The 13,778-nt window shown below is 71.8% G+C and carries 15 protein-coding genes; 9 read left to right on the forward strand and 6 right to left on the reverse strand.

Annotation, left to right across the window (positions count from 1 at the left end):
* The first annotated feature begins 98 nt into the window (after positions 1-98).
* The 5 genes from N864_RS12830 (at position 99) to N864_RS12850 (ending at position 5,244) form a co-directional block, all read left to right on the forward strand.
* On the forward strand, positions 99-593 hold the full coding sequence (locus N864_RS12830; RefSeq protein ID WP_034717345.1) for a hypothetical protein: 495 nt from the start codon (positions 99-101) through the stop codon (positions 591-593).
* Complete coding sequence (locus N864_RS12835) at positions 593-1,192, forward strand: histidine phosphatase family protein (RefSeq protein ID WP_034717362.1); 600 nt, start codon at positions 593-595, stop codon at positions 1,190-1,192. Before N864_RS12830 ends, N864_RS12835 begins: the two co-directional genes overlap by 1 nt.
* Positions 1,182-2,678, forward strand: a complete 1,497-nt coding sequence (gene mptB / locus N864_RS12840) for a polyprenol phosphomannose-dependent alpha 1,6 mannosyltransferase MptB (RefSeq protein ID WP_034717347.1) — start codon at positions 1,182-1,184, stop codon at positions 2,676-2,678. Before N864_RS12835 ends, mptB begins: the two co-directional genes overlap by 11 nt.
* A gap of 333 nt (positions 2,679-3,011) precedes the next feature.
* A complete protein-coding gene (locus N864_RS12845; protein ID WP_034717364.1) occupies positions 3,012-4,226 on the forward strand; it encodes a pyridoxal phosphate-dependent aminotransferase in 1,215 nt (404 codons plus the stop codon).
* Between the two features lie 130 nt (positions 4,227-4,356).
* Positions 4,357-5,244 carry a hypothetical protein gene (locus N864_RS12850; RefSeq protein WP_155892928.1) on the forward strand — a complete coding sequence of 296 codons (888 nt, stop codon included), beginning with the start codon at positions 4,357-4,359 and terminating at the stop codon, positions 5,242-5,244.
* Between the two features lie 65 nt (positions 5,245-5,309).
* Here N864_RS12850 and N864_RS12855 read toward each other — a convergent pair whose 3' ends face one another.
* Positions 5,310-5,588, reverse strand: coding sequence for a hypothetical protein (locus N864_RS12855; protein ID WP_034717351.1), 279 nt, complete (start codon positions 5,586-5,588; stop codon positions 5,310-5,312).
* A gap of 21 nt (positions 5,589-5,609) precedes the next feature.
* On the opposite strand from N864_RS12855, the gene N864_RS12860 reads away from it, so the two are divergent.
* The 3 genes from N864_RS12860 (at position 5,610) to N864_RS12870 (ending at position 7,568) form a co-directional block, all read left to right on the forward strand.
* The gene (locus N864_RS12860) at positions 5,610-5,996 is read left to right on the forward strand and encodes a DUF732 domain-containing protein (RefSeq protein ID WP_155892929.1); all 387 of its coding nucleotides are present in this window, start codon (positions 5,610-5,612) and stop codon (positions 5,994-5,996) included.
* Between the two features lie 54 nt (positions 5,997-6,050).
* Positions 6,051-7,055, forward strand: coding sequence for an LLM class flavin-dependent oxidoreductase (locus tag N864_RS12865; protein WP_034717354.1), 1,005 nt, complete (start codon positions 6,051-6,053; stop codon positions 7,053-7,055).
* 93 nt (positions 7,056-7,148) lie between these two features.
* The gene (locus tag N864_RS12870) at positions 7,149-7,568 is read left to right on the forward strand and encodes an OsmC family protein (RefSeq protein ID WP_034717356.1); all 420 of its coding nucleotides are present in this window, start codon (positions 7,149-7,151) and stop codon (positions 7,566-7,568) included.
* Between the two features lie 213 nt (positions 7,569-7,781).
* On the opposite strand, the gene N864_RS12875 is transcribed toward N864_RS12870, so the two are convergent.
* From N864_RS12875 to N864_RS12890, 4 genes are all read right to left on the reverse strand, one after another.
* Positions 7,782-8,705: a helix-turn-helix transcriptional regulator gene (locus N864_RS12875; RefSeq protein WP_205620939.1), complete on the reverse strand. Its 924-nt coding sequence runs from the start codon at positions 8,703-8,705 to the stop codon at positions 7,782-7,784.
* A gap of 149 nt (positions 8,706-8,854) precedes the next feature.
* Positions 8,855-9,184, reverse strand: coding sequence for a hypothetical protein (locus N864_RS23685; protein WP_051518541.1), 330 nt, complete (start codon positions 9,182-9,184; stop codon positions 8,855-8,857).
* A 67-nt stretch (positions 9,185-9,251) separates the two neighbouring features.
* Positions 9,252-10,079 carry a thioesterase family protein gene (locus N864_RS12885; RefSeq protein ID WP_034717371.1) on the reverse strand — a complete coding sequence of 276 codons (828 nt, stop codon included), beginning with the start codon at positions 10,077-10,079 and terminating at the stop codon, positions 9,252-9,254.
* Between the two features lie 10 nt (positions 10,080-10,089).
* The gene (locus N864_RS12890; RefSeq protein ID WP_240474312.1) at positions 10,090-10,788 is read right to left on the reverse strand and encodes a TetR/AcrR family transcriptional regulator; all 699 of its coding nucleotides are present in this window, start codon (positions 10,786-10,788) and stop codon (positions 10,090-10,092) included.
* Positions 10,789-10,925: 137 nt separating this feature from the next.
* Between N864_RS12890 and N864_RS12895 the strand changes: the two genes are divergently transcribed.
* Positions 10,926-12,911, forward strand: a complete 1,986-nt coding sequence (locus tag N864_RS12895; RefSeq protein WP_034717358.1) for an ABC1 kinase family protein — start codon at positions 10,926-10,928, stop codon at positions 12,909-12,911.
* On the opposite strand, the gene N864_RS12900 is transcribed toward N864_RS12895, so the two are convergent.
* The gene (locus N864_RS12900) at positions 12,908-13,669 is read right to left on the reverse strand and encodes an SIR2 family NAD-dependent protein deacylase (protein ID WP_034717360.1); all 762 of its coding nucleotides are present in this window, start codon (positions 13,667-13,669) and stop codon (positions 12,908-12,910) included. The genes N864_RS12895 and N864_RS12900 overlap by 4 nt on opposite strands.
* Positions 13,670-13,778 lie beyond the last annotated feature (109 nt).

Below are 13,778 nucleotides of genomic sequence, written 5' to 3' on the forward strand. Positions count from 1 at the left end.
TTCCGGCCGACCCGCCTTCCGGCCGACCCGCGTGCCGGGCACCCGGTCCCGGCGGCCACATTGCACAATGGCGGCACACCCCGACCCGAGGAGGAGCTGTGCGCGCGCACTCGACCACCCTGCGAGCGGCCGGTGCCGTCCTCCTCGGCCTCACGCTGGTGGCCGGGCTCGGTGCCTGCGGCCAGCCGGCCGCCCCGCGCGCCGCCGGCCCGACGACGATCCACGTCGAGATCCAGCCCACCATCGCGCCGCTCGACCCGACCGCGCTGGACACGGACGGCCCGAACCCCTCGGCCGCGGTGGAGGACGACCACCTCTTTGACGCCTCGGACGCCCTCAGCGACGCCAAGTGCGAGCCGCAGGGCGACTCGTGGAGCTTCTCGGGACAGCTGACCAACAAGAACGCGGCGCCCGAGACCTACACCGTCGGCGTCACGCTCCTCAAGACGGCAGACATGAGCGAGGAGACGACCAAGGAGATCACGGTGACCGTGCAGCCAGGTCAGAGCGCGCCCGTCGAGGCGAAGGACTTCCACACCGCGCCGGCCAAGGGGCTCACCTGCCTGACCGGCGTCACCGTCAAGGGCCAGTGATGCGTCTCTTCCTCGTCCGCCACGGCCAGACCCACGCCAACGTCGCCCGTCAGCTCGACACCGCCCACCCGGGGCTCGACCTCACCGACGTTGGCCGCGAGCAGGCGGTCGCCCTGGCCCAGCGTCTGCGGCAGGAGGACCTCGGCGCGATCTACGTCTCCGACCTCGTCCGCACCCACCAGACCGCCGAGCCGCTGGCCCGCACCCTCGGGCTCGAGCTCGTCGTCCTGCCGGGACTGCGCGAGATCCAGGCCGGTGACTACGAGATGTCCACCGAGTGGGGTCCCTACATCGAGGCGGTCTCCGCCTGGCGCGACGACCCGGCCCACGCGATCCCGGGGGGCGACACCGGCGTCGGCTTCCTGGCGCGCTACACCGAGGCGATCCGCCGCATCGCCGACGACGGCCACGAGTCCGCCGTTGCGGTGAGCCACGGCGCCGCGATGCGGGTGTGGTGCTCCGTCGCCCTAGGCCTCGGCGTCGACTTCTTCGACAACCGCCGCATCGACAACACCCACGTCGTCACGATGGAGGGCGACCCGGACGCCGGGTGGAAGCTGCTCGCCTGGGGCGACGAGCCGATCACGCATGAGCGATGAGCGGCTGACCCCGGCCCGCTGGCGTTGGATCGGCGTCGCCGCCGCGACGGGACTCGCGGTCGCATCGTGGGGGTCGGGCTCGCGGCCCACCCTGAACCGGCACATCCTCTGGCCGGGTCTCGAGTGGTGGTCGGCGCAGGGCGGCTCGCCGGTCGCGGCCCTCGTCTCCCTCGTCGCCATGGCGGTGCTGCTTCTCGCGTGGTGGCGACTGCGGACCGCGGCCGTCAGCGTCCGCTGGTGGTGGACGACGGCGGGTGCGTGGTTCGTGCCGCTCCTCGCCTCCGTGCCGCTCTACAGCCGTGACCTCTACTCGTATGCCGCTCAAGGTGCCCTCTGGGGGCAGGGGCTCTCGCCCTACGAGCACACCGTCTCGGAGCTCGACTCCCCGTGGCGGGACTCGACTGCGCCGACCTGGCTCGACTCGACCGCGCCGTACGGCCCGGTGTTCCTGCTCGTCGCCCGCGGTGTCGCAGCCGTGTCGGGCGGCCACCTCTGGGTCGCCCTGCTGGTCCTGCGGATCGTCGCCGTCGTCGGCGTCGTCATCATCGCGTGGGCGGTGGCTGAGCTGGCGAGTCGGCTGGGCGTGGTGTCGGCCGAGCGGGCGACGTGGCTCGCCGTCGCGACGCCACTCGTCGGGGCGCACTTCGTCAGCGGCGGCCACAACGACGCCCTCATGGTGGCCGGGATGCTCGCGGCTCTCGTGCTGGGCCTGCGGCGGCGACTCGTCTGGGCGGCCGTCCTCGTCGGGCTCGCGGCCATGGTGAAGCTCACGGCGATCGTGGCGCTGCCCTTCGTCGTCCTTCTCGCCGCGTCGCCGGCGTTCCCATGGGATGAGCCGGTCCGGTGGCGCGAGCACGTCGCGGGCGTCCTCAGGCCCGCGGTGGTGGCGATCCTTGCGGCCGGCGCGACCGTCGGTGCCGTCACGCTCGCGACAGGTCTGGGCTGGTCCTGGCTCAACCCGGCCGCCACCTCGGGCAAGAACGAGCAGTGGACGTCGCTGCCCACGGGGCTCGGCATGGCCGTCGGCGCGGTCGGGCACGTCCTTGGCCACGACGACTGGCGCGACACGGGCATCGCCGTCCTGAGGGCGGTTGGACTGGTCGTGCTGGCGGTCCTCCTCGTCGTCATCTGGCTCCGCGCGCTGCGGCATGCCGCCGACCGGGCCCTCGCGGTGCGCTCGCTCGGCTGGGCGCTGCTCGCCGTCGTCCTCCTCGCCCCGGCGGTCCTCGGCTGGTACTTCCTGTGGGGGCTCCCGGTGCTCGCCGTCGCGGTCGCACCGGGCACCCCTCGACACACCCGCACCTGGCTCGCCGTGGCGGCGACGGTGCTCTGCTTTGCCCAGCTGCCCGACGGCTACAGCCTCGGCCTGACGACGACGGCAGTCGGCGTGCCGATCGACCTCGTCGCCACGGTGCTGCTGGTGCGGGCCGGCTGGCGCTGGGTCCGCCGCTCCCGACTCGACCCCTCCCGATCGACAGCGCAGTAATCCACGTCGACAGTGCTTGAGTCCTGGTCGAGAGTGCGCTAATCCACATCGACAGTGCGCGAATCCAGATCGACAGTTCGCTTCTCGTCATCGAGAGTGCACTTCTCGCAGATTGACCGGGGCCTTGGTCCGCGGCGGATTGCCCGCTCGACTCGAAGTTGCGCACTGTCGACTCGAAGTTGCGCACGCTCGACTCGAAGTTGCGCACTGTCGACTCGAAGTTGCGCACTGTCGATCGGGGGTGGTGCTCTCGGTCGCGGGAGTGGGACACGCCACGGTCACATGGCGAGAATGGCGCGGTGAGCGGCATACCGGAGTGAGACAGTGGACGCCATGCGCGCGGTCAGCCAGTCCCTCAAGCTCCAGAACGTCTGCTACGAGATCCGGGGACCGGTCCTCGCCGAGGCGAAGCGGCTCGAGGACGAGGGCCACCGCATCATCAAGCTCAACATCGGCAACCCCGCGCCGTTCGGCTTCGAGGCGCCCAGCGACATCCTCGTCGACGTCATCCAGGCGCTGCCGACGGCGCAGGGCTACAGCGACAGCAAGGGCATCGTCCCGGCCCGCCGGGCCATCGCCCAGCACTACGAGGTGCGTGACTTCCCGCGGATCGACATCGAGGACATCTACCTCGGCAACGGCGTCTCCGAGCTCATCGTCATGGCGATGCAGGGCCTGCTCGACACCGGCGACGAGGTGCTCATCCCGGCGCCGGACTACCCGCTCTGGACCGCGGCCGCCTCCCTGGCCGGGGGCACGCCGGTCCACTACATCTGCGACGAGCAGTCCGACTGGGCCCCCGACCTCGACGACATGGCGAGCAAGATCACCGACCGCACCAAGGCGATCGTCGTCATCAACCCGAACAACCCGACCGGGGCCGTCTATCCGCGCGAGGTCCTCGAGGGCATCGCCGACCTCGCCCGCCGGCACGGCCTCATCGTCATGTCCGACGAGATCTACGACAAGATCCTCTACGACGACGCGAAGCACCACTCGATCGCGGCCCTCGCGCCCGACCTGTTCTGCCTGACCTTCAACGGCCTGTCCAAGGCCTACCGCGTCGCCGGGTTCCGCTCCGGCTGGCTGGCCCTGTCGGGCCCCAAGGAACACGCGCGCAACTACATCGAGGGCCTCGACGTCCTCGCCAACATGCGGCTATGCGCCAACGTCCCGGCGCAGCACGCGATCCAGGTCGCCCTCGGTGGCCGCCAGTCGATCAACGACCTCATCCTCCCCGGCGGCCGCCTGCTCGAGCAGCGCGACAAGACGGTCGAGCTGCTCAACCAGATCCCGGGTGTGTCGTGCGTCACGCCGAAGGGGGCCCTCTACGCATTCCCGCGACTGGACCCGAAGCGCTACCGGATCGCCAGCGACGAGCAGTTCGCCTTCGACCTGTTGCGCGAGCAGAAGCTGCTCGTCGTGCACGGCACCGGGTTCAACTGGCCCACCCCGGACCACTTCCGGATCGTCTTCCTGCCCCTCGTCGACGAGCTCGAGGACGCGATCGGGCGACTTGAGAAGTTCCTCACGACCTACAGCCAGTGACGCACGGCCTGAGCCCGCGCGCCACCGCCGCACCGGCGTGTGCTCGTTGCGAGGGACGGGAAGCGGAGTGCACCATTGACTGATGTGTGACGACCGGTCCTGCCACACGACGGCGAGCGACCCTTCTCGCGTGCGAGGGGCCGCTCTCGACATGAATCTGCTCGACACGGCTCTCGCGCACATCACCCTGCACCCCCTCGAGTGGGACCAGGCCGTCGCCCCGGGCCGGGAGAGTGCGGCGCTGACCGGTCCCGCGCGCTCCTTCCTCGGGCACGCCCTGTGGCTGGGCGGCATCGAGATGCCCCTCCTGACCCGGTCGAGCGGCTCCGTGTGGCTCGACTCGGCCCAGGGCCTCGCCGTCGTCGCCGACGCGACCGGCCCCTGCCGCGACGACCTCGAGGTGCTCGTCCACCCCAGGGCCCGCATCGAGGACCTGGCCAAGGCCGTCGACTGGATCCGGGTCGGTCTCCGGACCGAGCCGGTCATCGACGAGGTCGAGAGCCGGGACCACGGGGCGCGGACGGTACCAACCGGCCACCTCGGCGACGCCGCCCTCGCCGAGCTGCTCTCGACCGGCCTGGCCGAGCCCGACCTCGCCGCCGACCTCGGCGGAGACCTCGCCGACCACCTGCGCCCGCTGCCGGCCGCGGCCTGGTTCGGGCTGCCGAGCACCCCGGACATCCTGCTCCTCGAGCAGGCGCTCACCTTCGTCGCCGAGCACCCCCTGCAGTGGGACCAGGCGACCTGGCAGTCGGACGGCCTCTTCGGGACGGTGCGCTGCCTCGGCGGTCATGCCCTCGTCATGTCCGGCTACCAGATCGACCCGCTGGACCCGGAGCGCGCCACCTCACCGGACGGCATCGTCGGCACGACCAGGCGGCACGTGACGACCCGCCTGGGCCTGTCCGAGGAGGACGCCGCTGGACTCTTCTCGCTCAGCGACATCGACACGCTCGCCGACATCGTGCTCGACATCGAGGAGGCGGCCGCCGACCACCTCCACCACGACCTCACCTGACCGCGACCAGCCGGTCCGTGGGACGCCGTGCCCGGCACGTGAGACGCGGCCCGGCTCAGCCCGGCTCAGCCCACCCGGGAGGCGGCCCACCACTTGACGAGCAGCGCCAGCACGACGCCCCAGCCCACGGTCAGCGCGAGGCTCAGCCCCAGCGCGAGGAGCGCGAGCCGCCGCCCCGCGCGCTCCCGACGGGCGAGCGAGAGCAGGCTCAGCGCCATACCAAGGACCTGCGGGACGAAGCACCACCCGAGGGCGACGGCCACGACGGACGCCACCACGGCGCCCCGAGCCAGGGGCGCCTCCCGGGCCAGCCGGACGTCTCGGGGATGATGGGGCTCGGTCACCCATCCACCCTAGAGAGGAGCATGATGCGCCGCGTCCTCATCGTCCTCGCTGCGCTCGCGCTCGCCGGCTGCAGCAGCGACCCGACCGCGAAGGACCTGCCCTCCGACGTCGTCTCCGCCCGGCCGAGCATCACCGTGGAGGAGGCGAAGTTCGTCCTCGCGGCCGAGCACCTCGGCGTCAAGGTGACGGGGGAGAGCGTCGCCGACGACCTCGAGACGGGCACGACGACGTGCTGGGCGCTGCGGGACGGCGGCGTCACGCTGGGCGAGATCGCGCGCGACTCGAAGGGGCAGCCGCTGCCTGACAGCGGTGACGGCCTGCGCACCAAGAAGCTCATGTATGCCGCTGTGCAGAGCATGTGCCCGACGTACGACTCCCAGCTCAGCCAGCTGAAACTGCCCTCCTGACAAGGTGATCCGACGGCATGGAACATCGGCAGGACCTGACCGGTTGACCTTGCCGTGACTCGTGCAGACCTCAACATCCTCGACCTCGTCCAGATCAGCGAGGACTCGACGCCCGCGGAAGCGATCGCGAACACCGTCGACCTCGCCCAGCACGCGGAGGGCTGGGGGTATCGGCGGTACTGGATGGCCGAGCACCACAACATGGCCGGGGTCGCGTCGTCGTCGACGGCCGTGCTGATCGGCCATGTCGCCGACCAGACCTCGTCGATCCGCGTCGGTGCCGGCGGGATCATGCTGCCGAACCACGCGCCATACGTCGTGGCCGAGCAGTTCGGGACCCTCGCGACGATCCACGACGGTCGGATCGATCTCGGCCTCGGCCGGGCGCCGGGCACCGACCCGCTGACGTCACGGGCGTTGCGGCGCGACGAGCAGGCCGCGATGAACTTCGGCGGCGAGGTCCAGGAGCTGATGGGCTACCTCGGTGACGCGGACCCGTCCGCCGCCGTGCGTGCCGTGCCGGGAGAGGGCACGCACGTGCCGATCTGGATCCTCGGCTCGAGCCACGGGGGCGCGCAGGTCGCCGCGGCGCTCGGGCTGCCCTACTCGTTCGCGTCGCACTTCGCGCCCCGGATGCTGATGAGCGCCCTCGAGCTCTACCGGTCCCGGTTCCAGCCGTCGACCGAGCCCGGCGGCCTCGACGCCCCCCGGACGATGGCCGGCGCCAACATCATGGTCGCCGACACCGAGGAGGAGGCGCGCCGGCTCTTCACCTCGGTGCTGACCCGGTTCCACGGCATCGTGACCGGCCGTCGCGGCGGCGTCCAGAAGCCCGCCGACAGCATGGAGTCGGTCCTCGCGTCGTGGAGCCCGGCCGAGCAGGCGGCCGTCCTCGACATGATCCGGGTCTCGTTCGTCGGGACGCCGGGCCAGGTGCGCGACGCCCTGCAGGAGTTCACCGACGCGACGGGCGTCGACGAGGTGATCCTCACGTGTGGTGCCTTCGAGCACGAGGCGAGGCTGCGGTCCTACGAGCTGTTGGCCGACGCCTGGTCCTGAGCCGCTGGTTCGAGGTAATTACCGGTCAGTGGTGCCCGCCAAATACCTCGACCGGGGAGCGGGGTGGGCGCCGGTATCTGGGAGGCTTGCGCCATGACTGACCAGGACGTGCGCCGCGTGACCCTCACCCGTGACAGCCTCGGCCGCTACACGGTCCGCAACGGCCGCGGGGGGTCGATCACGACGAGCAGCGGCACCGACGAGCTGTCGCCCGTCGAGCTGCTGCTCGCCGGGATCGCCGGCTGCACCGCGGTCGACGTCGACACCGTGACGTCCCGGCGGGCCGAGCCCGACAGCTTCGAGATCGAGGTGACGGCAGACAAGGTCCGCGACGAGCAGGGCAACCACCTCAAGGACATCGAAGTGACCTTCCGCGTGCGCTTCCCGGACGGCGAGGACGGCGACGCGGCCCGCGAGATCCTGCCGACGATGGTCCGCCGCTCGCACGAGGAGTTCTGCACGGTGAGCCGCACCGTCATGCTCGGCGCCACGGTCACCCCCCACGTCGAGTGAGCGCGAACTCCGGTTGCCGCCCGTCGAGTGAGCGCGAACTTCGGTTCTCGCGCGTCGAGTGAGCGCGAACTTCGGTTCTCGCGCGTCGAGTGAGCCGTAACTCCGGAGTTTGCGCTCACTCGACGGTGCCGGTCGGGAGCGAGCCACCCACGACACGAGCCGTTCGTATGCCGCTCAGCTGAGCGGCATACGAACGTGCCGTCGGGCGGTGGGTCAGCTCGCGCTGGGTGTGTCGAGATAGGCGATCGGGTCGCCCCAGCCGAGGCGCGTCACGCCGTACTTGTCGAGGGCGAGCACGGCGAGGGTGCGCCGGTGCGCCGCGAAGGTGAGCACGTGGGCGATCATCGCGCCGTACGTGCAGGTGAGGGGCGGGTCGCACGTCGCGTCGATGAAGGTGTCGTCGAGCTCGCCGTTCTCGATGGCGAGGCGGACGTGGTCGAGGAAGACGGGGGCCGCGCTGTCGAGGCGGCGGCGCGCCGACGTGAGCGACTCGCCCTGCTCGACGGCGAAGTCGTAGTCCTCGCTCGCCATCGCGGCGTTCCACATCTGCATCTGCCCCACGAGCCGGCTGATGATGCGGCGGAGCGTCGAGGGGTCCGGGTCGTCCTCGACGTTGAGGACGATCGGCTCGTCGAGCTGGCCGTCGGTCAGCTCCGCGGCACACTCGATGAGCTGGCGCGTGAGCCAGATGTGGTGCTCGACCATTCGCTGGATGAGGTCCATGGCGGTGACTTTCTGCTGGGCCGGCAGGCGGATGCCCCCGGGCGGGTGGAAGTGGACGTCGCTCGCCGATGCGATCCGGATCCGACCCGGACGGGCGCGCCAGTCGCGCGGCGTCGTCCCGTAGGCGCGGCGGAAGGCTCGGGTGAACGCCTCGTGCGACCCGTAGCCCGCCTCGACTCCGACGTCGAGGATCGAGCGGGGACTCGTGGCGAGTCGGAACGCGGAGCGCTCCAGCAGGATCCGGCGGCGCAGGGCCTGGGGCGTCTCGCCCGCGACGCTGCTGACGACCCGGTCGAGATGGAAGCGGGACAGGTGCAGCCGCCCCGCGATCTGCTCACCCGTCAGACCGGGCTCGTCGAGGGTGTCGACGAGCACGTCGAGCCAGGCGCTGAAGGTGTCGGTGGCGATGCTCACGATGACATCGTGCCCGCGCCACCGCCCGGTGCGCTTGATCGTGCTTGCGCACCGGCCGCTTCATCAGCGGCGGGCGGAGGGGTCAGCGGCGCGGCGCGGTCAGCGGCGCGCCCGGTCAGCGGTGCGGCGCGGTCAGCGGTGCGGCGCGGTCAGCGGTGCGCGCCGCGCCACCACCTGACGGCACCGACAAAGGCGCACAGCACACCGAGACCACCCACGACGAGACCGACCATCAGCCACACGGCGAGACGCCGACCCGTCTGGTCGTAGCCGGCCCCGGAGGCGCTGCCGCCGAGGAAGCCGATGAGCGGCGCGAGGATCGCCGCGAAGCTGCCGAGGACGGTCATCCAAAAACCTGGCTGCACCGGCTCCGGGGCACCCTCGACCCGACCGACCCGCGCTCGACCTCCCGCGTCGAGGTCGTCGTCGACGGCGAGTCCACCTGCGTCCGTACCGGTTCGATCCGGTGTGACGTCCATGATCGCTCCTTCCAGCGCGAGCCTCCACTCTGCCGTGCGGAGGGGTGGCGCGCCACCGGAGAGGGAGTCAGGAGCCGGGCAGCGGCCGCACCGTCAGGATCTGCTCGACGGTGCCGACGGGACCCCGCACGTCGTGCAGCACGCTGGACGTCAGACCGATCCCGTTGTCTCCCAAGTTGACCCGGGTGTCGAGTCCGACCCAGCCGGGGACCGGCTCACGGAGCAGGTGCACGGTCAGGTCGACGTTGGGAAAGGCCCACTCGCCCGGCGGCACCCGCACCGCAATCCCGTTCGCCGTGTCCGCGAAGGCGAGGAAGGCCGCCGTCGGCGAGACGTCCTCGCCGGCGACCAGTGCGTTGCCCGACCGCATCCACACCCGGGCCCGTCCGGGGCGTCGCGCCGGGTCGGCCCGCACCTCGAGGCTGCGAATGTAGCCGCCGCCCCAGATCTCCATGCCGGTCCACCGCGGGAACTCGTCCGGGTGCGGCATCGGCTCGAGCTCGAGCCCGGCGGCGGCGGAGGAGTCTCCCGTCGCGAGCCGCCAGGCCCGCGCCCGCACGACCGGCCGACCGTCGACGGACATGGTCGCCTCGACCAGCTCGATCGTGCGACCGGGCCGGACCGTGTGGACCTCGACGACGCTGGGACGGGCGGGCATGACGCCGAGGATGTCGTAGCTGATCCGGGCCAGCTGCAGCTCCGGGCGGGGCTCGTGTGTCTCGATCGCGTGGGCGATGAGGCCGCCGACGGGCGCCATGTGCTGCTCGTCGGGACGCCACGCGCCCTGGACGTGGATCGTCGGCGCGAAGCGGTCGTCGCCGAGCGGCAGGTAGCAGGCCGGAACGTCCGTGGCGAGCTCGAAGTCGCCGAGGAGCGTGTCGGGGGCGGTCGTCACGCCGCCCACCCTAACCTCCGGCCACCGGGCTCTCGACGAGCCCCAGGCCGAGGTCGACCATCTCGACGAGCCGAGGTGCGATCTGCTCGACGGCCTCCGGTGGCAGGCCCCGCAGCGGCCCCTCGAGGGCGAGCATCGCGAAGCCGTGGACGGCCGACCACGCAAGCAGCTCGGCGCCGCCGCGCCGCTCGGGAGGCAGGGCGCCCGACTCCACCATGGCGTCGAGCTGGTCGGACAGCAGCTGGAACGGCGTCCGCCCGCACTCGCCCGCAGCCTCCGCGGAGGCCGACCGGCTCAGGTCGACCGGCACCCCGAACGCCGTGCGGAACAGGCCCGGCTCGGCCAGAGCGAAGCGAAGGTAGCCGATCCCCACGGCGCGGAACCGCCCTCGGGCGACGACCCGGTCGTCCCCGGTGTCGGGAACGGCCGCGATCTCCTCCGCGATGACGTCCGCGGCGCGACCCTGGGCGCGGCTCGCGACCGTCTCGAGCAGCGCCTCCCGGTCAGCGAAGTGACGGTAGGCGGCATTGGCCGACACGCCGACCCGGCGCGTCGCCTCGCGGACGACGACGGCGTCGGGCCCGCCTTCGCGGGCCAGCTCGAGGCTCGCGTCGAGCAGCGCGCGCCGCAGGTCGCCATGATGGTATGTCGCCCGCCGCGGCACCGAACGAGTCGCTCGCTCGGGTTGTGGTGCGGTCGAGGCGGTCACGCTCCTCATCATGCCCGCTGCGCCGTGCGGCTGCCCCAGCCGACACGGAACGGGACGACACCGCGCGACGTGCGTCCCGTCATACGGACTGTGCGGCAGAGTGGGCGGGACACCGATCCCCAGCGGAGGAACGACAGTTGGACGTCCTCGCATACCTCGTCGCCACCATCGTCAACGTCGCACTCGTCAGTTTCGTCGTGCGACGCCTGCTCGGCGTGCCGGTCGGCTGGCCGCGCACCATCGTGCTGAGCCTCATCATCCAGGCCGCCTCGGCCGGTCTGCTCTCGTGGGTGGGGCAGACGCTGGGGCTCGACACGACCATCACGTCGCCCAACCTCGGCCAGACGTTCGCGATCCTCACACTCGTCCTCGCCTGGCTCATCGCGGTGCAGGTCGCGATCCTGGCCATCCTCGAGGTCTTCGTACCGACGGGGACGGTGCCGGGGCCGCTCGCCTTCGTCCGCTCGCTGCCCTCGCGTCGCCGTCGTGCGGCCCGCTACACGGCGATCGTGCGGATCGCGGCCCGGCACGGGCTCGGCGCCTACCTGCGACCGACCGGGTCAGGCACCGACCAGCCTGCCTCGAAGGTGGCGCGCTCGCTGCGGCTCGCGCTCACGGACGGCGGGGTGACGTTCGTCAAGCTCGGGCAGATGCTCTCGTCGCGGGCCGACCCGCTGCCGGAGGCGTACATCGCCGAGCTGTCGACCCTGCAGGACCGCGTGCCCCCGCAGGGGTGGAGCGACGTCGAGCGGGTCCTCGAGCGCGAGCTCGGCCGACCCGTCGACGAGGTGTTCAGCCAGCTCGACCACGAGCCGATGGCTGCGGCCTCGGCCGGGCAGGTGCACCGCGGCGTCCTGCGATCCGGCAGCGAGGTCGTCGTCAAGGTGCAGCGGGTGGGGGCGCGTCGCCAGGTCACGGCCGACCTGGACATCATCCTTCGCCTCGGCGCCTGGTTGCAGCGGACGACCGGATGGGGCCGCCGGCTCGGCACCCGGTCGCTCGCGGAGGGTTTCGCGAGCTCGCTCGACGAAGAGCTCGACTACCGCGTCGAGCTGACGAACATGCGTGCCGTGGGTGCCGGCCTCGCCCCGGGCGGCCGGCTGAGAGTCCCCACGGCACACGAACGCTGGTGCACGGGTCGGGTCCTCGTCATGGACTGCATGCCCGGCCGGCCGGTGAGCGAGGCCGACACGGTGCTGGAGCGGTTCTCGTCCGACGAACGCCGTGCCATGGCCCAGGACCTGCTCGGTGCCGTGCTCCACCAGATCGTGGTCACTGGCGTGTTCCACGCAGACCTGCACCCGGGCAACATCTTCGTCGCCGACGACGGCACTCTCGGGCTGCTCGACTTCGGGGCGGTGGGCCGGCTGGACCAGGGCGCCCGCACCTCGATCGGCCTGCTGCTCGCCGCGGTCGACCGGCAGGACGCGATCGCCGCTGCGGACGCGCTGCTCGACCTGCTCGACCGGACCTCGCGGGTCGACGACCGTCGCCTCGAGCGCGATCTCGGCCAGCTCATGCTGCGCCACACCGCCGGACCCGACGCCGCGGGCAGCGCCGCCATGTTCGTAGAGCTCTTCCGGCTCGTGCTGCGGCACGGGCTCGCCGTGCCACCACAGGTCGCCGGTGCCTTCAGGGCGCTCGGGGCCCTCGAGGGCAGCCTCCGTCTCATCAGCCCCGACCTCGACGTCGTCGCGGCTGCCCGGGCCCACGGACGCGGCTTCGTCAACGCGTCGCTCACGCCGAGCGAGGTGCGCTCGAGCCTCGAGAGCCAGCTCGCGACGGTGCTGCCGATGTTGCAACGGCTGCCCCGCCGGGTCAGCAAGATCAGCGAGGACCTCGAGGCCGGGCGGTTCACGCTGGGTGTGCGCGCCTTCGCCGACCCGAGCGACCGCGCGTTCCTGACCGGCGTCGTGCACCAGCTCGTCATGACGGCGCTCGCCGCGGCGGCGACGCTCGGCGGCATCATCCTTATCGCGGCCGACAGCGGGCCGCTGATGACAGGGCAGGTCCGGCTCTATGCCTTCCTCGGCTTCACCATGGTGTTCTTCGGCTTCATCCTCGGCTCGCGGGTGCTCGCCCTCGTCTTCCACCAGCATCGGGAGACGGCCCGCAGCGACTAACCGTCGCCGGCGGCCGCGACGAGCACCGGGAGAGCAGCGGCCGCAGTCTCCCGGAGCACGTGGTGTGCGACGTCGGAGACCTCGGTGTCGACGGGGTTGACCTCGACGACACGTGCGCCTGCCGCACGGGCGATCGCGGGCAGCCCGGCGGCCGGATGCACGATCCCCGACGTGCCGACCACGAGCACCAGATCCGCCTGCTCGACGATCTCCACACCCCGGTGCCACTCGTCCATCGGCAGCATCTCGCCGAACCACACGACGCCGGGCCGGACGCTGTGGCCGCACCGTGGACAGGTGGGTGGTTCGATCCGGTGGACCGCCTCGTCCGGCAGGTGAATCGGCGCGTCGTATGGCGCTGCGCACGCCTCGCAGCGATAGGCCGCGACCGATCCGTGGAGGTGCACGACCGGGTTGCTACCGGCGCGCTCGTGCAGATCATCGACGTTCTGGGTGACGACACCGATGTGCGGCCCGCTGCTCCGTCTCGCCCAGTCCGCAAGGGCACGATGCCCGGCGTTCGGCGCCACATGGCGGATCCTGCCGAAGCGCCAGAGGTACCAGGCCCAGACGAAGGCTCGGTCGCGTTCCCACGCCTCCGGCGTCGCGAGGTCCTCGGCTGCGTACTGCTCCCAGAGGCCGGTCTGGGCGTCGCGGAAGGTCGGCACCCCGCTCTCGGCCGACATCCCGGCACCGCTCAGGACGGCGACCCGCTCGGCTGAGCGGAGCGCGGAGGTCAGCTCGCGCGGCAGTTCCATCCGGACAGGCTCGCACACGCGGTGACTGCCGCGGCGGCGGGCAGGCGGGGACCGGAGTTCGCGCTCACTCGACGGTTGGGGGCCGGAGTTTGCGCTCACTCGACGGGTG

The organism is Intrasporangium chromatireducens Q5-1, from assembly GCF_000576575.1.
In the GTDB taxonomy this organism is placed as follows: Bacteria; Actinomycetota; Actinomycetes; order Actinomycetales; family Dermatophilaceae; genus Intrasporangium_A; species Intrasporangium_A chromatireducens.